Consider the following 19,527-nt stretch of genomic DNA (forward strand, 5'->3'; position numbering starts at 1 on the left):
CGGCCTGCGTGGAATCAGAGTTCGTACTCGCTGAACTCGAGTGCAAGGGCTCGAGTGGCTTCTTCTACACGCTGTCGAATGGCGTCCATGTCTCGACGCTTGATTTCCAACCGCCGAATCCGGATATCCAGTTGAGACAGACTCTGATTTATCGTCCAGAACAGGTAGGGTGTAGTGATACCCAGCTTGATCAACCTGACATGACTGACCACCATTTCCAGATCTCCGTTGGGCTTATAACTGACCGGGACGATGTTGAATCCAAATATTTTCCCGCTCAAGCCCGCGATCTTCGCCAGCAATTCGGCGTCACTCTCCAGTTTTCCAAGTACCGACTCAACCTGTGCTATTTGAGCACTCGTGAGGTAGGGACGTGCCACTTTCAACCAGGCCTGTTTCAAACTCCCCGAGAACTGCGGCTTGATGTACTCGACCGGCTCGGCAAGCGTCCAGTCCATTGACCAGAACATACCGGAGTAATGGTCGAACCAAGGCCCCGGCTGCGTCTCGCTCTTTGCAACTTTATCCGCGCCATGCCGGGCCAGAAAAATGCAGTTTTTGACAAAGCCATTGTCGGCGACGGCCTGGCCAGCCGTGCCGATAAGCAGCACATTATTTATCATCAGCGCATCATGTTTGATGACGCCTTTGGCTAACACGTTATCCATATAAGTTTCTTTTCATCCTTGATAGTGTCGCGACCAATATCAACTACTGGGCCAGCGATTTAATACATATAAGATTGCGTAACCCGAACAAAAACCAAACTACCAAAACCATCATTACAACAGGCAATTTTTCGTCGACATTAAGTGTCTGCAAACTGAAGTACGCTTTCCCGGCCATAGACCCGCGTCAGATGACAGAAGCCGCGCTATCATGTCGCCTTTGACTATGAACATTGGATTAAGGAACAACATGGCCTCCTGGCTGACAGTAGTGGGAATCGGCGAAGACGGCTTCAAGGGCCTGGGCAAAAATGCCCGGCACGCCCTGTTGCGCGCTTCGCGGATCATTGGCGGTCAGCGACAACTGGATCTGCTGCCAGCCTGCATCCGTGGCGAGCGGCAATTGTGGCCCAGTCCGTTTTCCCTCGACCCTCTGCTGGCGCTGCGTGGCGAACCGGTCTGCGTGCTGGCCAGCGGTGACCCGATGTTCTTTGGCGTCGGGGCCAGCCTTGGCCGGCAAGTGCCCAACGATGAAATGCTGATTTTGCCAGCGCCTTCCTCCTGCTCACTCGCTGCCGCGCGAATGGGTTGGCCGTTGCAGGAGGTGGTAACGCTTTCGGTGGTTGCCCGGCCGATCGCAGCACTCAACGCGCAGTTCTTCAGTGGCGTGCGTTTGCTGGTGCTGAGCAACGATGGCCAAAGCCCGGCCGCCGTTGCAGCACTGCTGCGTGAACGCGGTTTCGGTCCGAGCCGTCTCAGCGTGCTGGAACATCTGGGCGGTGCAGCGGAGCGGCGCATCAATGGGATCGCCAATGACTGGAACGCTCCATCGGTCGCCGATCTGAACCTGATCGCTATCGAATGCATCGCTGAACCCAACACACCGCGCCTGTCGCGCCTGGCCGGCCTGCCAGACTCAGCCTTCCAGCACGACGGCCAACTGACTAAACGCGACGTGCGCGCCATCACCCTTTCTCGCCTCGCCCCGATCCCCGGCGAACTGCTGTGGGACGTCGGCGCCGGCAGCGGCTCGATCGGCATCGAATGGATGCGCGCTCACCCGAGTTGCCGGGCGCTGGCCATCGAAGCGGATGAGGGACGGCAGTCGTTGATCGAACACAACCGCGATGCCCTGGGCGTTCCCGGCCTGCAACTGATTCGCGGCAGTGCGCCGCAAGCCCTGAACGGGCTCGAACGCCCGGACGCGATTTTCATCGGCGGTGGCGTCACTCGTGAGGGCGTGCTCGATACCTGCTGGGCGCAACTCAAACCCGGCGGCCGGTTGATCGCCAACGCTGTGACACTGCAAAGCGAAGTGACCTTGATGGCCTGGCGTGAACGGCATGGCGGTGAGCTGACCCGCATTCACGTCGCCCAGGCGCAACCTTTGGGCGAGTTCGATACCTGGCGCCAGGCGCTGCCGATTACCTTGCTGGACGTGACGAAACCCCTCGATGCGTGACGAAACCGCCGAACAACCCGCCCCGCTGCGCAGCGGCCTGACCACCGGCAGCTGCGCCACCGCCACCAGCCTCGCAGCCGCCCGCTTGCTGCTCGGCGGCGTGGAAGCGGACGCCGTCGAGATCATTCTGCCCAAAGGCAAACGGGTGCAAATGCGCCTGGAATTCTGTCGGCTGACGGACGACGGTGCCGAAGCCGGAACGATCAAGGACGCCGGCGACGACCCCGACGTGACCCACGGCGCCCTGCTGTTTTCCCAGGTGCGCCTGCACAGCGAACCGGGCATCCGCTTCAGCGCCGGCCGTGGTGTCGGCACCGTCACCCGACCAGGGCTAGTGCTGAACGTCGGTGAACCGGCGATCAACCCGGTGCCGCGCAAGATGATCACCGACCACCTGACGTTACTGGCCGAGGAGCTGGATTACCAGGGCGGCTTCGAGGTCACGGTGAACGTCGAGGACGGCGAAGCCCTGGCGCTGAAAACCATGAACCCGCGGCTGGGAATTCTCGGCGGCCTGTCGATCCTCGGCACCAGCGGCATCGTCCGGCCGTTCTCCTGCGCGGCCTACATCGCCTCGATCCACCAGGGCATCGACGTCGCCAAAACCAACGGCTACCTGCACATCGCCGCGTGCACCGGCAACGCCAGCGAAGACACCATGCGCCGGGTCTACGACTTGCCGGAAATCGCCCTGATCGAAATGGGCGACTTCGTCGGCGCGGTGCTCAAGCACTTGCGCAAAGTGCCTGTGGATAAACTCAGCCTGTGCGGCGGCTTCGGCAAGATCAGCAAACTGGCGGCCGGGCACATGGATTTGCACAGTCGGCATTCAAGCATCGACCTGCCGCAACTGGCCGAATGGGCCGCGGCGGTCGGTGCCGATGCGGCGTTGCAACAGGCGATCCGCGACGCCAATACCAGTCAGCAAGCCTTGGCCATAGCCAGCGCCGCCGGGATCGCCCTCGGCGACGCGGTGTGTCAGCACGCCCTCGACTTTGCCCGCAGCGTGGTGCCGGCGCAGGTTCAGGTCGAAGTGTTCGCCATCGATCGCCAGGGCGGGATTGTCGGCCATGCGGGAGTTTTTCAATGAAGCGCGTGTTGTTGCTCGGCGGTGTCACTGAAGCATTGGCCATCGCCCGAACCCTGGGCCCGGAGCACATCTATAGCCTGGCCGGTGTCGGTCGGGTGCCGACCGATCTGAACTGCCAGGTCCGCGTTGGCGGCTATGGCGGCGCCGAAGGTCTGGCGCAGTTCATCCGTGACGAAGGCATTGACCTGCTGCTGGATGCGACCCACCCCTACGCGGCCCGCATCAGCCACAACGCCGCAACCGCCGCGAAGTTGAGCGGCATTGCCTGCTGGGCCTTGCGCCGTCCGGCCTGGCAACCACACGCCGCAGATGACTGGCGCGAAGTCAGCGACTGGGCCGAGCTGATCGAAGCGCTGAAACCCTTTCGCCGACCGCTGTTCACCCTCGGTCGCGAACCATTGCAGCACCTGCACGAAATCCCGCCTGAGCAATTCTGGACGTTGCGTGCACTGGACGTTTATCCGGGCAACGCGCGCTGCGAAGTGATCGGCGCCCGTGGGCCGTTTCTGATCGAGGATGAACGCGCGTTGTTCGAGCGGCGGCAGATCGATGTGCTGATCAGCAAGAACAGTGGCAGCACCGCCACCGAGCCGAAGCTGGAAGTGGCGCGGGAACGTGGAGTGCCGGTGCTGGTGTTGAAGCGGCCGGTGTTGCCGGGGGTTGAGCGGGAGTTTCTGACGCTTGAAGAAACACTTGTTGCATTGGCGACCTTCACTCCGTAAGGCAGGATCATTGGCTTGCATGAACAGTAACCTATTTGTTACCTTCAAGGCCGCCTGTGATCACACTCGAAGAATACTTGCAAGAAAACGAAACAAGCCCGTTCGGACGTTGGTTCTCAACCTTGAGCCCACAGGCAGCTCTCAAGGTATCCAACGCTATGGTTCGATTGGAATTGGGCAACACCTCCAACATCAAGTGGTTCGACGGTCTCGGTGAATACCGAATCAATTGGGGACCTGGCTATAGAATCTATTTGGTACAAGAGGGAAAGCGCCTGATCATCCTGTTCGGCGGTGGCGATAAGTCCACTCAAAAAACCGACATAAAACAGGCAAAAACACTAATAGCCGAATTTCGAACTCGAAAAAAAGCTGAACGGAACCGGAGGTAACTTCATGGCTCTCACCCGAAGCTACAAACACACCATTGCCGAACGCGCCAAGCGTGATCCTGAGTTCGCGCAGGCATTGCTGGATGAGGCTGCTACTCTGTTTCTCAATGGTGAGCCGGAAATGGCCAGGATCATATTGCGTGACCTCGTCAACGCTACCGTCGGCTTCGAAGAACTGGCAAAGGAAACGGCAAAACCCAGCAAAAGTCTCCATCGAATGTTATCTGCCAAGGGCAACCCCAGCATGGATAACCTGGCCGCAATATTCGCGGTGATTCGCACTACACTAGGAGTAGACATGCAAGTACATGCAGTACCTGCCCACTGACAGATCCGAAGCAGCAGTTTTACTGCGACACCACACCGCACGCAGCCTTTTTACTTATCGCCCCTGATCAGGCTAAATAGCCGCGCCTGATCGCCCACTCAAACGGATCTGTCCCATGTCCCGACAACGGCTCGCATTTGCCTGGATCGCCTGCTTTGCAGTGCTGTTCAACATGCTCGCCATGCCGATGTCCGGAGCGATGGCGCAAACGGCGAAATCGCCGGCCGAACAGTTGCTGTGGGGCAGTTTCTGCTCTTCCAGCGGCACGAAGCTGGTGGCGATTTCCCTGGGCGACATCGAGCAGAAAGCCCCGCAGAACGACGATCATTCCAACATGCAGCATTGCTGGTGTTGCTCGGGCTCCGCGCCGTTGGTGGCGTTGCCGGGGCATTCGCCGCAGTTGTATTTCGCGCGTTTCGACGCCAATCGAAGCGTGCCGCCCGCCACGCTCGACACACCGACACCGCGCCAGCAATGGCCGAGTCTCAACCCCCGCGCGTCCCCTCTGGCGTGATTCCTTCTCGCAATTGACCTGCGTTTTGAATCGTTCTGGAGAACTGCCATGTTGAACAAACTCATCGTCCTGGCTGTGTTGCTGCTGCCTGCCTGTTTTGCCAATGCCCACGAATACAAGGTTGGCGAACTTGAGATCGCCCATCCGTGGTCGCAGGAGTTGCCGCCCAACGCGCCCACCGTCGCGGCGTATTTCGTGATTCACAACAGCGGCAAAACCGCTGATCGGCTGCTCAGCGTCGGATCGCCAATATCCGGCAAGGCCGAGTTGCACGAACATGTGATGCAACACGATCTGATGAAAATGCAGCAAGTGCCCAACGTCGAAATCCCGCCTGGCGGCGAAGTCACCTTCGCCCCGATGGCGTACCACGTGATGCTGCTGGAGCTCAGAGACCGCAGCCTGTTGAGCGACGGCAAGCGCTTCCCGCTGACGATGCACTTCGAGAAATCCGGCGATGTAACGGTCGAGGTCTCGGTGCAGAAAAAGGCACCGGACGGCATGCAAGAGCACATGCACGCCCAGTAATCGCCCCCGTTGAAAACGCCTATGCGCCCGCATAGCGCCAGGTCATCCGCGCGCCGCCGTCAGCCAATGAGCCTGACCCGCGGCAGCTGGATCAGCCTGTTCGCCATGCTGATGATCTTTATCGGCCCGCTGATTTCTCAGTCGATGCCGATGGATTCGCGCGCGCCTGCTTCGAGCATGGCGATAGGCATGTCGATGGACATGGGCTCGGACATGTCGGTAATGGAGCACGCCGACCACGACGCACAACCCACCGCCGAACACTGCCGGCCGGCAGCCGAGCATCACGCGCTGTGGGAAAAATGCGGCTATTGCAGCCTGCTGTTCAATTGCCCGGCGCTCACTGGCGGTCAATCCTTCGTCGCCTTTGACAGTCCACAGACAACCACCTTCACCACACCCGCCACCCGCCTGGGCCATGCCCGGCAAACCTTCTTCCCCGGCGCCCGCACCCGCGCCCCGCCCATCGTCGCGTAAACACCTACCTCCGATCCCACACGATCCGCAAGTCAACCCAAGCAACCTGTGGGGGCGATTTTTTTGTGGCGAGGGAGCTTGCTCCCGCCTGAGTGCGCAGCACTCACAAAAGGGGCCGCTGCGCAGCCCAGCGGGAGCAAGCTCCCTCGCCACAAAAGCTCGCTCCTACAGGAATTTGCGTCGGCTGCCGGCCGTGTCGTTTACGACTGTTCGATGGAAATTGTCATGTCCAGGTTTTCTGCTGACACACGTTTGGGCGCTGCCCAGGCTTTTTTTGCCCTGAACCCATCCCGCGTTCGTTTCAGGCAAGCCACCGCCGCACTTTGCGGCTTGTTGCTGACGCCAATGGTGCTGGCCGATGAGCAAGCAGGCCACACCGAAGAACTGAGCCCGACGGTAATCACTGCCATCGCGCCGAGTTCGCCGCTGACTGTCGTCACCAACCCCAAGGACCCGCGCCAACCAGTGCCGGCCAGCGATGGTGGTGATTATCTGAAGACCATCCCCGGCTTCGCGCTGGTGCGCAACGGCGGCACCAATGGCGACCCGGTGCTGCGCGGCATGTTCGGCTCGCGTCTGAATATCCTCACCAACGGCAGCATGATGCTCGGCGCCTGCCCCGGCCGGATGGACGCGCCGACCTCGTACATCTCACCGGAAACCTACGACAAACTCACCGTGATCAAAGGCCCGCAAACCGTGTTCTGGGGCCCCGGCGCATCGGCCGGCACCATCCTGTTCGACCGAGAGCCGGAAAGCTTCGGCGAACTTGGCACCCGGGTGAATGCCAGCGTATTGGCCGGCTCCAACGGTCGCTTCGACAAAGTGCTGGACGCCGCCGCTGGCGGGCCGCTGGGTTACGTGCGCGTGATCGGCAACACCGCGCATTCCGATGACTACAAGGACGGCAACAACGACACCGTGCCCTCGCGCTACGACAAGTGGAACGGCGATGTTGCTGTCGGCTGGACGCCGAACGCCGACACCCTGCTGGAATTGACTGCCGGCAAGGGCGACGGCGAAGCCCGTTACGCCGGGCGCGGCATGGACGGTTCACAGTTCTTGCGCGAAAGCCTCGGCCTGCGCTTCGAGCAGTCGAACATCGGTGAAGTGCTGGATAAGGTCGAGGTGCAGGTCTACTACAACTACGCCGACCACGTGATGGACAACTACACCCTGCGCAAGCCGTCCGGCACCGGGATGATGGCCGGCCCGATGGCCTCCAATGTCGATCGCCGAACCCTCGGCGCGCGGATCAAAGCCACCTGGCGCTGGGTCGATGTGCAGCTGATCAGCGGACTGGATGCACAGACCAACGAACACCGCCAACGCAGCGCCATGGGCGTCGACACCTACAAGGATCTGCCTCGCACCAAGGACGCCGACTTCCACAACTACGGCGTGTTCAGCGAACTGACCTGGTACGCCGCCGACCGTGATCGCGTGATCACCGGCGCACGACTGGACCGCGCTTCGGCCAAGGATTATCGGCAGACCATCGGCTCCGGGATGATGGCCCGCCCCAACCCGACCGCCGACGACACCCGCGCCGACACCCTGCCCAGCGGTTTCGTGCGTTACGAGCATGACCTGGCCGACAGCCCGACCACGCTGTATGCGGGCCTCGGCCATGCCCAGCGTTTCCCGGATTACTGGGAGCTGTTTTCACCCAAATCCGGCCCTGCCGGTTCGGTAAATGCGTTCGACGCGATCAAGCCGGAGAAAACCACCCAGCTCGACTTCGGCCTGCAATACAAGACCGCAAACCTCGAAGCCTGGGCCTCGGGTTACGTCGGGCAGGTGCGTGACTACATCCTGTTCAACTACACGCCGGGGATGATGGGCATGACCTCGCAAGCCGAGAACATCGACGCGCGAATCATGGGCGGCGAACTCGGTGCGGCCTACAAGCTGACGCCCAACTGGAAAGCCGACGCAACCCTGGCCTACGCCTGGGGCAAGAACAGCAGCGACGGCAGCGCCCTGCCGCAAATGCCACCACTGGACGCCCGTTTCGGCCTGACCTACAGCGAAGACAACTGGAGCGCCGGCGCCTTGTGGCGGGTGGTCGCGGCGCAAAACCGCATCGACCGGAACAAGGGCAACGTGGTCGGCAAAGACTTCGACAAAAGCTCGGGGTTCGGCGTGTTCTCGCTCAACGGCGCGTACCGGATCAACAAGAACTGGAAGGTCAGCAGCGGCGTCGACAACTTGTTCGGCAAGGCCTACGCCGAACACCTGAACCTGGCCGGCAACGCCGGTTTCGGCTTCCCGGCCAATGATCCGCAAGCCATCAACGAACCGGGGCGCACGCTCTGGACCAAGGTGGACATGAGTTTCTAACAAGAAAAATCAAAAGATCGCAGCCTCCGGCAGCTCCTACGGGATGTGTGTACACCCGCAATTGCGGCGGCATCCTCGGCCCATGTAGGAGCTGCCGAAGGCTGCGATCTTTTAACAAAAACAATTGAATCGCCACGCGGAGCACACCCGATGAAACAGCCCAAACCGAATTTCTACAACCTGGCCTGGCGTTGGCATTTCTACGCCGGCCTGTTCGTCGCGCCGTTCATGGTGATGCTGGCCCTGACCGGCATCGTCTACCTGTTCAAACCGCAACTCGATCCATTGATGTACGGCAGCCTGATGAACATCCCGGCCGGTCATCACACCGTGGCCGCCGACGACCTGCTCAAACGGGTGAAAGAGGCGTATCCACAAGCCCGGATCAAACAATACCTGCCGCCGGTCAACGCTGAACGCAGCGCGCAATTTGTGGTGATCAATGAAGGCCATGAGCTGAACGTGTTCATCGATCCGTACCACGGCGACATCCTCGGCGAGCAGGATGCGAAGAACAATCTGCAGGCGCTCGCACGCTCGATTCACGGCGAGTTGATGATCGGCACCGTCGGTGATCGACTGGTGGAACTGGCCGCCGGTTGGGGCGTGGTGTTGGTGGTCTCCGGGGTGTTTTTGTGGTGGCCACGCGGTCAGTACGCCGGCGTGCTGTGGCCGCGCCTCAGTCGTCGCGGACGTGTGCTGTGGCGTGACTTGCACGCAGTGACTGGCTTCTGGGGCGCGGCGTTTTTGCTGGTGATGCTGCTCAGCGGCATGACCTGGACCGGCTTCTGGGGCAAGCAATACGCCGACCTCTGGAACCGCTTTCCGGTCGCCATGTGGAATGACGTGCCCAAGTCCGACGTCGAGGCCCGCAGCCTCAACAGCGCCACGCGCCAGACCGTGCCGTGGGCCATGGAAAATACGCCGATGCCAATGTCCGGCGACCACGCCGAACACATGGCTCACGCCAACACCCAGACCGGCCCGGCAGCGCCGACCATCAGCCTGCAAGACGTGCAAAACATCGCCGTGCAGCGCAAGGTCGAGCCCGGCTACAGCATCACCTTCCCCACCACCGCCACCGGCGTGTTCACCATCGCGGTGTTCGCCGATGACCCGCGCAACGACGCCACCCTGCATGTCGACCAATACACCGGCGACGTTCTCGCCGACGTGCGCTGGCAGCATTACAGCAACGTCGCCCGCGCCACGGAGGTCGGCGTGATGCTGCACGAAGGCAAGATGTTCGGCCCGTTCAATCAGATCATCGTGCTGCTGATCTGCCTGATGATTTTGCTCAGCGCCGTCAGCGGCGTGGTGATCTGGTGGAAGCGTCGGCCACAGGGCAAGTTCGGTGTGCCACCGTTGCGTCACGACCTGCCGAAATGGAAAACCGCAATGGTCATCATGTTCGCCCTGGCGGTAATGTTTCCGTTGGTGGGGGCTTCGCTGGTTGTCGTGTGGCTATTGGATTGGGGGCTGCTGTCACGCCTGGGCCGGCAAATTGAATCCACCTCACCTTCATCATGAAACAGGCGAGATACGCGTACGCGTAAAGCCAATACAATGCGGGCCCGCCAAGCTTTTGTGGCGAGGGAGCTTGCTCCCGCTGGGTTGCGCAGCGACCCCAAACCTGACGCCGCGGTTTCTGAGGGTATACCGCGTTTTAGGGTTTTACGACTGCTGCGCAGCCGAGCGGGAGCAAGCTCCCTCGCCACAGGTTGTGTGCTGGCTTGAACGATCATCAGGAATGAAATGACTTCGCTGAACATCACCAACCTCGCCTGGACACCCCTGGGCCACGGCCACTGCCATCACCAGTTCCAGCTGCGTGACGCCTCCTTGCACGTGGCTGCCGGTGAGTTCGTCGGGTTGATCGGCCCCAACGGCAGCGGCAAGACCAGCCTGCTGCGGTGCGCCTATCGCTTCAGCAAACCCGAGAGCGGTGAGGTAAAACTCGACCATCACAACGTCTGGAAGCAATCCTCACGCTGGTGCGCGCAACGCATCGCGGTGGTGTTGCAGGAATTTCCCGACGCCTTCGGTCTGACCGTCGATGAAGTGGTCGCCATGGGCCGCACACCGCACAAAGGTCTGTTCGATGGCGACACTCTCGAAGACCGAAAGCTCGCGACCCAAGCCCTCGAATCGGTCGGCCTCAAGGGCTTCGAAGACCACGCCTTCGCCACCCTGTCCGGCGGCGAAAAGCAGCGCGTGATCCTCGCCCGCGCCCTGGCCCAGCAACCGCAATTGCTGATCCTCGATGAGCCGACCAACCACCTCGACCCGCGCTATCAACTGGAACTGCTGCAACTGGTCAAACGCCTGCAGATCGGCACATTGGCGAGCATCCACGACCTCAATCTGGCGGCGGCCTTCTGCGATCGGCTGTACGTGATCCATCACGGTCGCATCGTCGCCAGTGGCACCCCCAAAGAAGTCCTGACCACACACCTTTTGCACAACGTGTTCGGCGTCGACGCCCTGATCGATGACCATCCCTTGCACGGCTACCCTCGAATCACCTGGATAACCCAACCATGACATTGCGTTCCCTGCTTTGCGTCGCGTTGTTGCTGGGCAGTGCCCATGCCTTCGCCGAGGCCACGAAATACCCGCTGACGGTTCAGAGTTGCAACCGTGCAGTCACCTTCAAGCAAGCGCCGAAACACGCGGTGAGCCACGACATCAACATGACCCAGATGATGCTCGCCCTTGGCCTCAAACCCAGGATGGCCGGTTACAGCGGCGTGACCGGATGGAAATCGGTGACGCCCCAGATGCAGACCATTCTCGATGGCTTGCCGGAGTTGGCAGCCAAGTATCCGTCAGTGGAAACCCTGCTCAACGCCAACGTCGACTTCTTCTTCGCCGGTTGGGATTACGGCATGCGCGTCGGCGGTGACCTCACGCCGCAAACCCTGCAACCGCTGGGCATCAACGTCTACGAACTCACCGAGTCCTGCGCGTTCGTGATGAAGCGCCCACCGGCCAGCCTGGATGACACCTACAACGACCTGCGCAACCTCGGCAAAATCTTCGACGTGCAGGATCGCGCCAATGCCGTGATCGCCCGGATGCAGGCGCAAGTCGCCGAGGTGCGCCAGGATCTGCCAGCGGACAAGCCTCGGGTATTTCTCTACGACAGCGGTGAAGACCGGGCCATGACCTCCGGGCGCCTGGGCATGCCGCAGGCGCTGATCGACGCCGCCGGCGGGCGCAACATTCTCGATGACGTCGAGGCGAGCTGGACCCGGGTCAACTGGGAGAACGTGGTCGAGCGTAATCCGCAGGTGATCGTGATCGTCGATTACGGCGAAGTCACCGCTGAACAGAAGGAGCAGTTTTTGCTGAACAACCAGGCCCTGCAATCGGTGGACGCGATCAAGAACCAGCGCTTCATCGTCATTCCTTACGTACAGGCCACCCCGGGGATCGACAACGTGCTGGCGGTCGAAACCCTGGCCAAGGGTTTCCACGGCGAATGATCGACCGTCGTTATGCCTTGTTGCTGATCGGCCTCGGCGTGCTGTTGCTGATGTCGTGTGTGGTGTCGCTGGGCTTCGGCCCGGCGCGGGTGCCGGTGGACGTGGTGTGGCGGATTCTGCTGCACAAGGCCTTCGGTCTTGGCGAGCAGAGTTGGACCGCAGGCCAGGAGCACATAGTCTGGCTGATCCGCGTGCCACGCATGTTGCTCGGCGCGCTGGTGGGCGCCGGCCTGGCGTTGATCGGCGCGGTGTTGCAAGCGGTGACACGCAATCCGCTGGCCGACCCGCACTTGTTGGGCGTGACCTCTGGGGCCACCCTCGGCGCGGTGATCGTGGTGCTGCATGTCGGTGAAATCGTCGGCCTGCTGACCTTGCCGATTGCGGCGTTTATCGGCGCATTGTTGAGCATGTTGACTGTGCTGATGATCGCCAATCGCAATGGGCGGCTGGACAGTGATCGGCTGCTGCTGTGCGGTGTCGCGGTGTCGTTCGTGATGATGGCGATCGCCAACCTGCTGCTGTTTCTGGGCGACCATCGCGCCAGTTCGGCGGTGATGTTCTGGATGCTCGGTGGCCTCGGGCTGGCGCGTTGGGAATTGCTTGCCGTGCCCGCCGCGAGTGTGTTGCTCGGGTTGGTGTTGCTGCTGGGCATGGCCCGGCCGTTGAACGCGTTGATGGCCGGCGAACAGACCGCCGTGACCCTGGGCCTGAATGCCCGCACCGTACGCCTGCGGGTGTTTTTGATTGCCTCGCTGATGACCGGGGTGCTGGTGTCGATCAGCGGCTCGATTGGTTTTGTCGGGCTGATGGTGCCGCACATTGCGCGGCGATTGGTGGGTGCCGAGCATCGGCGGTTACTGCCGGCGTGCGTGTTGTTGGGCAGCCTGTTCCTTGTCTGGGTCGACGTGGCCGCACGAACGTTGATCGCCCCGGAAGACCTGCCCATCGGCGTCGCCACCGCTGCGATTGGCGGGCTGTTCTTCATCGGCCTGATGCGCCGGCGCTGACCTCTTCCATATCGAATGTACACAGCCCCCTGTAGGAGCTGCCGAGTGAAACGAGGCTGCGATCTTTTGATCTTAAAAAATCAAGATCAAAAGATCGCAGCCTTCGGCAGCTCCTACAGTGGATTGCAATTCTGCGTTTGTTTTTGCGTGTTTATGTGAATACCAAAATACCAGACCTTTCCCACGCATCTTTCAGGTTGTCCGTCGGAAGCGGGCTCTCTAGTCTCTGGCTGTCGCTGACAACTCAGCGATCGGGTGTGAGAAGCCCGGCAACTTATGGTCATCCAGTGTCTGTACACGCATAATCGCCGCCAGCTTATTAGCTGCCTGCAAATGTGTTATGGCGGCTGTGTGCGGGCGGACTTCGGTCCGGCCGGGTGTCCATAACCGGTCTTCTCACCTCGCACATAGCTGCCACCTCTTCCCGTGTGAGAAGCGGCAAGTGGAGGCTCCAACGCTGGAGAAATTTTTCAATGGACAAATTAATTCCCGACCCACCCTTCAACACCACCACCAACGCCGAAGCCTCGCGCAACGAAGAATTACTCAAGGATCGCGAAGCCATAAAACGCGCCCTCGACTATTACCTCGATCCCCCGGCGCCCTACACCGAAAAACCCCGTCGCCCCAGCACCATGTTCATCGTCGCCCCGAATATGGATACCGAAAGCCTGCTGGCCCACGCCTGTGAATCGTTAGCCACAGCGAGCGTCCTGACCAGCGACTTCGCCAACGACCTGACCGGCCCGCAGCGCTACACGGCGCTGGCGATTCAACAGAGCATCATGCTGGCGGAACTGGCGGTGAACCGGGCATTGGATAACGTCGACCCGGCGTAGTCCCCCTGCTCGCGATGGAGGCAGCACCTTCAGCATCATTGGTGACTGACACATCGCATCGCGAGCAGGCTCGCTCCCGGTGAGCCCCCTGCGAAAGCTTAGTGAGCGATCGCAGGGGGTGGCGGGAGTAGCCATTTCATTGTTGGTTCATCGACCCTTAAAATGCACGCCTGACTATTCTCAGGATGAGCCTCATGTTGAAAACTGTTTTCCTGTCGCTGCTTGTGTTCGGCTCCAGCTCGGTGCTGGCCGATACCAAGGTCGATGTCTCAAAGATTTACGGCAACATCCAGTTCGTCGACTCTTACCCAGACTACAAGGTCAAGATTGACAACGGCTGGCCCGATCTGAAAGTAAAAAAAGTCGATAGCTACCCCGACTCTGTCGGCAAATGGAAAATTGTCGATAGCTACCCCGATTACAAGATTCAAATCGTTGACTCCTACCCTGACTTCACCATCAAGTATGTGGACTCCTACCCAGGCGTGAACTGACAAACTTTGCATCACCGCTGCCGTCACGCGGCAGCACCACAATGAAGCACGTCCGCGCACCACGCACCGCCGCTCGTCCTCTCCTGGTGCGTTCAATCCCCGCGCAACCGCTCTAACACGACATTTCCTTGCCCGTCCCCGACCGGGCACAGCCCTTGCAAAACAGCCTTCAGTCGTCCGCATCTGCCAACCATAAAAAACTTTAACGTTCATGGAGATCGCACAATGAAGCGTCGCAGTTTGATCAAGGCTTTCACACTCACGGCCAGCATTGCCGCGATGGGCATGACCTGGACTGTCCAGGCCGCCGAGACCATCAAGGTCGGTATTCTGCATTCGTTGTCCGGGACCATGGCGATCTCTGAAACTTCGCTCAAAGACATGGCGTTGATGACCATCGACGAAATCAACGCCAAGGGTGGCGTGAACGGCAAGATGCTTGAACCTGTGGTCGTGGACCCGGCATCGAACTGGCCGCTGTTCGCCGAAAAGGGCCGGCAGTTGCTGACCCAGGACAAGGTGGCGGTGGTGTTCGGTTGCTGGACCTCGGTGTCGCGTAAATCGGTGCTGCCGGTGTTCGAAGAGCTCAACGGCTTGCTGTTCTACCCGGTGCAATACGAAGGCGAAGAGATGTCGCCGAACGTGTTCTACACCGGCGCGGCGCCCAACCAACAGGCGATCCCGGCAGTGGAATACCTGATGAGCGAAGAAGGCGGCAGCGCCAAGCGCTACTTCCTGCTCGGCACCGACTACGTCTACCCGCGCACCACCAACAAGATCCTGCGCTCGTTCCTGCACTCCAAAGGTGTGGCGGACAAGGACATCGAAGAGGTCTACACCCCGTTCGGCCACAGCGACTATCAAACTATCGTGGCCAGCATCAAAAAATTCTCTGCCGGTGGCAAGACGGCGGTCATCTCCACCGTCAACGGCGACTCCAACGTGCCGTTCTATAAAGAGCTGGCCAACCAGGGCCTGAAAGCCACCGACGTACCGGTCGTGGCGTTCTCCGTGGGTGAAGAAGAACTGCGCGGCATCGACACCAAACCGCTGGTGGGCAACCTCGCGGCGTGGAACTACTTTGAGTCGGTGGAGAACCCGGTGAACAAGAAGTTCGTCGATGACTGGAAAGCCTACGCCAAGAAACACAACCTGCCGGGCGCCGACAAAGCGGTGACCAACGATCCGATGGAAGCCACTTACGTTGGCATCCACATGTGGGCGCAAGCCGCCGAGAAAGCCAAATCCACCGACGTCGACAAGGTCCGCGAAGCCCTGGCCGGCCAGACTTTTGCCGCACCGTCCGGCTACACCCTGACCATGGACAAGACCAACCACCACCTGCACAAGCCAGTGATGATCGGCGAGATTCAGGCCGACGGTCAGTTCAACGTGGTGTGGCAGACCGAAGGGCCGATCCGCGCCCAACCGTGGAGCCCGTTCATCCCGGGTAACGACAAGAAGCCGGAGTATGCAGTGAAGAGCAATTAAGCCACTGGGGCCTGAGCATGGAGCTCGGGCCCGACACCACTCCTGTGTGAGCGGGCTTTGTGGTGAGGGGGCTTGCCCCCATTGGGCTGCGAAGCGGCCCCAAAAAACGGGACTACTGCGTAGTCCAGCGGGAGCAAGCTCCCTCGCCACAAAGTTTGCTCCCACACTTAGTCCGCGCAAGGACACTGACATGCCCACTGCCTTTTACCGCTTGATCCTTGCCATCGCACTGTTACTGCCGATGGTCTCCCACGCCGGCGACGCCGAAGACTTCGTCGCGGCCAATCCCGTGCAGCAAGCCAAGCTTCTGGAAACCTGGGCCGCGCAGCCCGATCCGGCCCGTATCGAACTGATCAACGCCCTGCAACAAGGCGAGCTGACCATCGATGGCCAACCGAAAACCCTGCGCCTGAACAATCGCCTGCGGGGTCTGATCGACACCGCTTTGGCCAGCCACCAATTGCTCGCCGCCGACGCCAAAATCCGTCTGGCCGCCGCGCAGCAATTGCAGAAAAGCGCCAAACCGGCGCAGCTGAAATTCCTCGACCAACAGTTGACCAGCGAACAAGACGAAAGCGTTCACGCCGCCCTGAGCCTGGCGTTGGCCAATCTGCAACTGGTCGACAGTGACCCGACCGTGCGCCTCGCCGCCGTGCGTTTGCTCGGCGAAACCGGCGACCCGCTGGCTCGCACCCGCCTCGAAGGCTTGCTCGAACCCGGCGTCGAAGCCGACGCCAGCGTACACACCGCCGCCGAAACCAGCCTGGCCCAGGTCAAACGCAAACTGCTGATCGGCGAAATGCTCGGCCAGGCTTTCAGCGGTATGTCCCTGGGTTCGATTCTGCTGTTGGCGGCCCTCGGGTTGGCGATCACCTTCGGCCTGCTCGGGGTGATCAACATGGCCCACGGCGAGATGTTGATGCTCGGCGCTTACTCGACGTACGTGGTGCAGTTGATGTTCCAGCGTTTCGCCCCGCAGGCCATCGAGTTCTATCCGCTGATTGCGCTGCCGGTGGCGTTTTTCGTCACCGCCGCCATCGGCATGGCGCTGGAGCGCACGGTGATTCGCCACCTCTACGGCCGCCCGCTGGAAACCCTGCTCGCGACGTGGGGCATCAGCCTGATGCTGATCCAGTTGGTGCGGCTGGTGTTCGGCGCGCAGAACGTCGAAGTGGCCAACCCGGCGTGGTTGTCGGGCGGGATTCAGGTGCTGCCCAATCTGGTGCTGCCGTACAACCGTATCGTGATCATCGCGTTTGCCTTGTTTGTGGTGGTGCTGACCTGGCTGCTGTTGAACAAGACGCGCCTTGGCTTGAACGTGCGCGCCGTCACCCAGAACCGCAACATGGCCGCCTGCTGCGGCGTACCCACCGGGCGCGTGGACATGCTCGCCTTCGGCTTAGGCTCGGGCATCGCCGGGCTCGGTGGCGTGGCGCTCAGCCAGATCGGCAACGTCGGCCCTGACCTCGGCCAGAGCTACATCATCGATTCGTTCCTGGTGGTGGTGCTCGGCGGTGTCGGTCAATTGGCCGGCAGCGTGTTGGCCGCATTCGGCCTGGGCATCGCCAACAAGATTCTCGAACCGCAGATCGGTGCGGTACTCGGCAAGATCCTGATCCTCGCGCTGATCATTCTGTTCATCCAGAAACGTCCGCAAGGCCTCTTCGCACTGAAAGGACGGGTGATCGACTGATGAATCAACCTCTGATGCTCACGGCTACACAAAAGGCCGGCCCGAAAGTCACCATCGCCGTCGGCGCGGTGATCCTCGTATTGTTGCTGGCGTTGCCGCTGCTGTCGTTGTTGTCGCCGGACAGTGCGTTTCATGTCTCGGCCTACACGCTGACGCTGATGGGCAAAATCCTTTGCTACGCCATCGTCGCCCTCGCCCTCGATCTGGTCTGGGGTTACGCCGGCCTCCTGTCCCTCGGTCACGGTCTGTTCTTCGCCCTCGGCGGTTATGCGATGGGCATGTACCTGATGCGCCAAGCCTCGGGTGACGGCTTGCCGGCGTTCATGACGTTCCTGTCGTGGACCGAATTGCCGTGGTACTGGACCGGCACCAGCAGCTTCCTCTGGGCCATGTGCCTGGTGGTATTAGCGCCGGGATTGCTGGCGCTGGTGTTCGGTTTCTTCGCCTTCCGCTCGCGGATCAAGGGCGTGTATTTCTCGATCATGACCCAGGCCCTGACCTTCGCCGGGATGCTGCTGTTTTTCCGCAACGAAACCGGGTTTGGCGGCAACAACGGCTTCACCAACTTCCGCAGCATTCTCGGGTTTGGCATCACCGAGCCGGGGACTCGCGCGGTGTTGTTTTTCGCCACGGTACTGCTGCTGGTGGCGAGCCTGTTCATCGGCTGGCGGCTGGCGCAAAGCAAGTTCGGCCGGGTGTTGACCGCGTTGCGCGATGCCGAGAACCGCCTGATGTTTTGCGGCTACGACCCGCGCGGCTTCAAGCTGTTTGTCTGGGTGTTGAGTGCGGTGTTGTGTGGCCTGGCGGGGGCGCTGTATGTGCCGCAAGTCGGGATCATCAACCCGAGCGAAATGTCGCCGACCAACTCGATCGAAGCGGCTGTCTGGGTTGCCCTGGGGGGGCGCGGCACGCTGATCGGCCCGCTGCTGGGTGCCGGTGTGGTCAACGGGATGAAGAGCTGGTTCACCGTGGCGTTTCCGGAATACTGGCTGTTCTTCCTCGGCGCGCTGTTCATCGTCGTGACGTTGTATCTGCCTAAGGGTGTGATCGGTCTGCTGAAGAAAAGGGGTGAATCATGAGAATCACAGCGACTGCGGAATTCATGCTCGAACCGGCCTTTTTCCCACCGCAGCCCAACAAGGACGCCGGCAGCAGCCGCGATGCCATCGGCCTCGGCCAACGCGTCGGCCCCGGCCTGAATACGCGCCACGGCACCATCCTGACCCTGGAAGACATCAGCGTCAGCTTCGATGGTTTCAAGGCACTCAACAATCTGAACCTGTACATCGGCGTCGGCGAATTGCGCTGCATCATCGGCCCCAACGGCGCGGGCAAAACCACGCTGATGGACGTGATCACCGGCAAGACCCGCCCCAGTCACGGCAAGGCCTGGTTCGGTGAAACCCTGGACCTGACGCAGATGAGCGAAGTGCAAATCGCCCAGGCCGGTATCGGTCGCAAGTTCCAGAAGCCAACCGTGTTCGAAGCCCTGAGCGTGTTCGAAAACCTGGAGCTGGCGCAGAAAACCGACAAGTCGGTGTGGGCCAGCTTGCGGGCTCGCCTGAGCGGCGAACAAAGGGATCGCATCAGCGAGGTGCTGGAGACGATTCGCCTGACCGCCTCGGTCAATCGCCCAGCGGGTTTGTTGTCCCACGGGCAGAAGCAGTTTCTGGAAATCGGCATGCTGCTGATGCAAGACCCGCAACTGCTGCTACTCGACGAGCCGGTGGCGGGCATGACCGACGCCGAAACCGAATTCACCGCCGAGCTGTTCAAGCGCCTGGCCGGCAAGCATTCGCTGATGGTGGTGGAACACGACATGGGCTTCGTCGGCTCCATCGCCGACCACGTCACCGTGTTGCACCAGGGCAGCGTGCTGGCCGAAGGGTCGCTGGAGCAGGTGCAGGACAATGAGCGGGTGATCGAGGTCTACCTCGGCCGCTGATGAGCAATTGATCGATTCCGCGCTCTGCGTGGGAACGATCACAGGG

20 protein-coding genes are annotated in these 19,527 nt (G+C 60.8%); 19 read left to right on the plus strand and 1 reads right to left on the minus strand.

The features are described from left to right. Positions 1-14: 14 nt before the first annotated feature. Complete coding sequence (locus tag ACCC96_RS23920; protein ID WP_413697081.1) at positions 15-668, minus strand: hypothetical protein; 654 nt, start codon at positions 666-668, stop codon at positions 15-17. 250 nt (positions 669-918) lie between these two features. Here ACCC96_RS23920 and cbiE point away from each other — a divergent pair, with 250 nt between their 5' ends. The 19 genes from cbiE to urtD all read left to right on the plus strand — a co-directional run bounded on the left by cbiE (position 919) and on the right by urtD (position 19,481). Next, entirely contained in the window at positions 919-2,130 is a 1,212-nt protein-coding gene (cbiE, locus tag ACCC96_RS23925; RefSeq protein ID WP_413697082.1) for a precorrin-6y C5,15-methyltransferase (decarboxylating) subunit CbiE, read from the plus strand. Beyond that, positions 2,123-3,220 carry a cobalt-precorrin-5B (C(1))-methyltransferase gene (locus tag ACCC96_RS23930; protein ID WP_413697083.1) on the plus strand — a complete coding sequence of 366 codons (1,098 nt, stop codon included), beginning with the start codon at positions 2,123-2,125 and terminating at the stop codon, positions 3,218-3,220. Before cbiE ends, ACCC96_RS23930 begins: the two co-directional genes overlap by 8 nt. Further along, on the plus strand, positions 3,217-3,942 hold the full coding sequence (locus ACCC96_RS23935) for a cobalt-precorrin-6A reductase (protein WP_413697084.1): 726 nt from the start codon (positions 3,217-3,219) through the stop codon (positions 3,940-3,942). The genes ACCC96_RS23930 and ACCC96_RS23935 overlap by 4 nt, the downstream gene beginning before the upstream one ends. A gap of 56 nt (positions 3,943-3,998) precedes the next feature. Next, a complete protein-coding gene (locus tag ACCC96_RS23940; protein ID WP_052965863.1) occupies positions 3,999-4,334 on the plus strand; it encodes a type II toxin-antitoxin system RelE/ParE family toxin in 336 nt (111 codons plus the stop codon). Between the two features lie 4 nt (positions 4,335-4,338). Continuing rightward, positions 4,339-4,662 (plus strand): DNA-binding protein, encoded by a 324-nt coding sequence (locus ACCC96_RS23945; protein WP_413697085.1) that lies wholly within the window; start codon positions 4,339-4,341, stop codon positions 4,660-4,662. 115 nt (positions 4,663-4,777) lie between these two features. Continuing rightward, a complete protein-coding gene (locus ACCC96_RS23950) occupies positions 4,778-5,176 on the plus strand; it encodes a DUF2946 domain-containing protein (RefSeq protein WP_413697086.1) in 399 nt (132 codons plus the stop codon). 48 nt (positions 5,177-5,224) lie between these two features. Continuing rightward, positions 5,225-5,704, plus strand: a complete 480-nt coding sequence (locus tag ACCC96_RS23955) for a copper chaperone PCu(A)C (protein ID WP_413697087.1) — start codon at positions 5,225-5,227, stop codon at positions 5,702-5,704. A 21-nt stretch (positions 5,705-5,725) separates the two neighbouring features. Next, a complete protein-coding gene (locus ACCC96_RS23960) occupies positions 5,726-6,181 on the plus strand; it encodes a DUF2946 domain-containing protein (RefSeq protein WP_413697088.1) in 456 nt (151 codons plus the stop codon). A 225-nt stretch (positions 6,182-6,406) separates the two neighbouring features. Continuing rightward, a complete protein-coding gene (locus ACCC96_RS23965; RefSeq protein WP_413697089.1) occupies positions 6,407-8,524 on the plus strand; it encodes a TonB-dependent copper receptor in 2,118 nt (705 codons plus the stop codon). A 150-nt stretch (positions 8,525-8,674) separates the two neighbouring features. Next, the gene (locus tag ACCC96_RS23970; protein ID WP_019650638.1) at positions 8,675-10,054 is read left to right on the plus strand and encodes a PepSY-associated TM helix domain-containing protein; all 1,380 of its coding nucleotides are present in this window, start codon (positions 8,675-8,677) and stop codon (positions 10,052-10,054) included. 225 nt (positions 10,055-10,279) lie between these two features. Then, positions 10,280-11,068 (plus strand): ABC transporter ATP-binding protein, encoded by a 789-nt coding sequence (locus ACCC96_RS23975; protein ID WP_413697090.1) that lies wholly within the window; start codon positions 10,280-10,282, stop codon positions 11,066-11,068. Continuing rightward, positions 11,065-12,012 (plus strand): ABC transporter substrate-binding protein, encoded by a 948-nt coding sequence (locus tag ACCC96_RS23980; protein WP_413697091.1) that lies wholly within the window; start codon positions 11,065-11,067, stop codon positions 12,010-12,012. Before ACCC96_RS23975 ends, ACCC96_RS23980 begins: the two co-directional genes overlap by 4 nt. Further along, a complete protein-coding gene (locus ACCC96_RS23985) occupies positions 12,009-13,019 on the plus strand; it encodes a FecCD family ABC transporter permease (protein WP_413697092.1) in 1,011 nt (336 codons plus the stop codon). Before ACCC96_RS23980 ends, ACCC96_RS23985 begins: the two co-directional genes overlap by 4 nt. Positions 13,020-13,492: 473 nt before the next feature. After that, positions 13,493-13,858: a DUF6124 family protein gene (locus tag ACCC96_RS23990; protein ID WP_019650642.1), complete on the plus strand. Its 366-nt coding sequence runs from the start codon at positions 13,493-13,495 to the stop codon at positions 13,856-13,858. 194 nt (positions 13,859-14,052) lie between these two features. Next, positions 14,053-14,352 (plus strand): hypothetical protein, encoded by a 300-nt coding sequence (locus ACCC96_RS23995; RefSeq protein WP_019650643.1) that lies wholly within the window; start codon positions 14,053-14,055, stop codon positions 14,350-14,352. Positions 14,353-14,577: 225 nt separating this feature from the next. Beyond that, positions 14,578-15,843, plus strand: a complete 1,266-nt coding sequence (urtA, locus tag ACCC96_RS24000; RefSeq protein WP_007937152.1) for an urea ABC transporter substrate-binding protein — start codon at positions 14,578-14,580, stop codon at positions 15,841-15,843. A 190-nt stretch (positions 15,844-16,033) separates the two neighbouring features. Then, the gene (urtB, locus tag ACCC96_RS24005) at positions 16,034-17,536 is read left to right on the plus strand and encodes an urea ABC transporter permease subunit UrtB (protein ID WP_413697093.1); all 1,503 of its coding nucleotides are present in this window, start codon (positions 16,034-16,036) and stop codon (positions 17,534-17,536) included. Continuing rightward, positions 17,536-18,615, plus strand: coding sequence for an urea ABC transporter permease subunit UrtC (urtC, locus tag ACCC96_RS24010; protein WP_413697094.1), 1,080 nt, complete (start codon positions 17,536-17,538; stop codon positions 18,613-18,615). Before urtB ends, urtC begins: the two co-directional genes overlap by 1 nt. After that, positions 18,612-19,481 carry an urea ABC transporter ATP-binding protein UrtD gene (gene urtD / locus ACCC96_RS24015; RefSeq protein WP_019582244.1) on the plus strand — a complete coding sequence of 290 codons (870 nt, stop codon included), beginning with the start codon at positions 18,612-18,614 and terminating at the stop codon, positions 19,479-19,481. The genes urtC and urtD overlap by 4 nt, the downstream gene beginning before the upstream one ends. Positions 19,482-19,527: the final 46 nt, after the last annotated feature.

It is taken from the genome of Pseudomonas sp. Pseusp11, from assembly GCF_047304405.1.
Taxonomy (GTDB): domain Bacteria; phylum Pseudomonadota; class Gammaproteobacteria; order Pseudomonadales; family Pseudomonadaceae; genus Aquipseudomonas.

Excerpts from the sequence above, each read along its gene's own strand:
- ACCC96_RS23990 (WP_019650642.1), top strand. The coding sequence starts at position 13,493 with ATGGACAAATTAATTCCCGACCCACCCTTCAACACCACCACCAACGCC.
- ACCC96_RS23955 (WP_413697087.1), top strand. The coding sequence starts at position 5,225 with ATGTTGAACAAACTCATCGTCCTGGCTGTGTTGCTGCTGCCTGCCTGT.
- ACCC96_RS23970 (WP_019650638.1), top strand. The coding sequence starts at position 8,675 with ATGAAACAGCCCAAACCGAATTTCTACAACCTGGCCTGGCGTTGGCAT.
- cbiE (WP_413697082.1), top strand. The coding sequence starts at position 919 with ATGGCCTCCTGGCTGACAGTAGTGGGAATCGGCGAAGACGGCTTCAAG.
- ACCC96_RS23920 (WP_413697081.1), bottom strand. The coding sequence starts at position 668 with ATGGATAACGTGTTAGCCAAAGGCGTCATCAAACATGATGCGCTGATG.
- ACCC96_RS23935 (WP_413697084.1), top strand. The coding sequence starts at position 3,217 with ATGAAGCGCGTGTTGTTGCTCGGCGGTGTCACTGAAGCATTGGCCATC.
- ACCC96_RS23985 (WP_413697092.1), top strand. The coding sequence starts at position 12,009 with ATGATCGACCGTCGTTATGCCTTGTTGCTGATCGGCCTCGGCGTGCTG.
- ACCC96_RS23980 (WP_413697091.1), top strand. The coding sequence starts at position 11,065 with ATGACATTGCGTTCCCTGCTTTGCGTCGCGTTGTTGCTGGGCAGTGCC.
- ACCC96_RS23930 (WP_413697083.1), top strand. The coding sequence starts at position 2,123 with ATGCGTGACGAAACCGCCGAACAACCCGCCCCGCTGCGCAGCGGCCTG.
- urtB (WP_413697093.1), top strand. The coding sequence starts at position 16,034 with ATGCCCACTGCCTTTTACCGCTTGATCCTTGCCATCGCACTGTTACTG.
- urtA (WP_007937152.1), top strand. The coding sequence starts at position 14,578 with ATGAAGCGTCGCAGTTTGATCAAGGCTTTCACACTCACGGCCAGCATT.
- ACCC96_RS23945 (WP_413697085.1), top strand. The coding sequence starts at position 4,339 with ATGGCTCTCACCCGAAGCTACAAACACACCATTGCCGAACGCGCCAAG.
- ACCC96_RS23995 (WP_019650643.1), top strand. The coding sequence starts at position 14,053 with ATGTTGAAAACTGTTTTCCTGTCGCTGCTTGTGTTCGGCTCCAGCTCG.
- ACCC96_RS23960 (WP_413697088.1), top strand. The coding sequence starts at position 5,726 with ATGCGCCCGCATAGCGCCAGGTCATCCGCGCGCCGCCGTCAGCCAATG.
- urtD (WP_019582244.1), top strand. The coding sequence starts at position 18,612 with ATGAGAATCACAGCGACTGCGGAATTCATGCTCGAACCGGCCTTTTTC.
- ACCC96_RS23950 (WP_413697086.1), top strand. The coding sequence starts at position 4,778 with ATGTCCCGACAACGGCTCGCATTTGCCTGGATCGCCTGCTTTGCAGTG.
- ACCC96_RS23965 (WP_413697089.1), top strand. The coding sequence starts at position 6,407 with ATGTCCAGGTTTTCTGCTGACACACGTTTGGGCGCTGCCCAGGCTTTT.
- ACCC96_RS23975 (WP_413697090.1), top strand. The coding sequence starts at position 10,280 with ATGACTTCGCTGAACATCACCAACCTCGCCTGGACACCCCTGGGCCAC.
- urtC (WP_413697094.1), top strand. The coding sequence starts at position 17,536 with ATGAATCAACCTCTGATGCTCACGGCTACACAAAAGGCCGGCCCGAAA.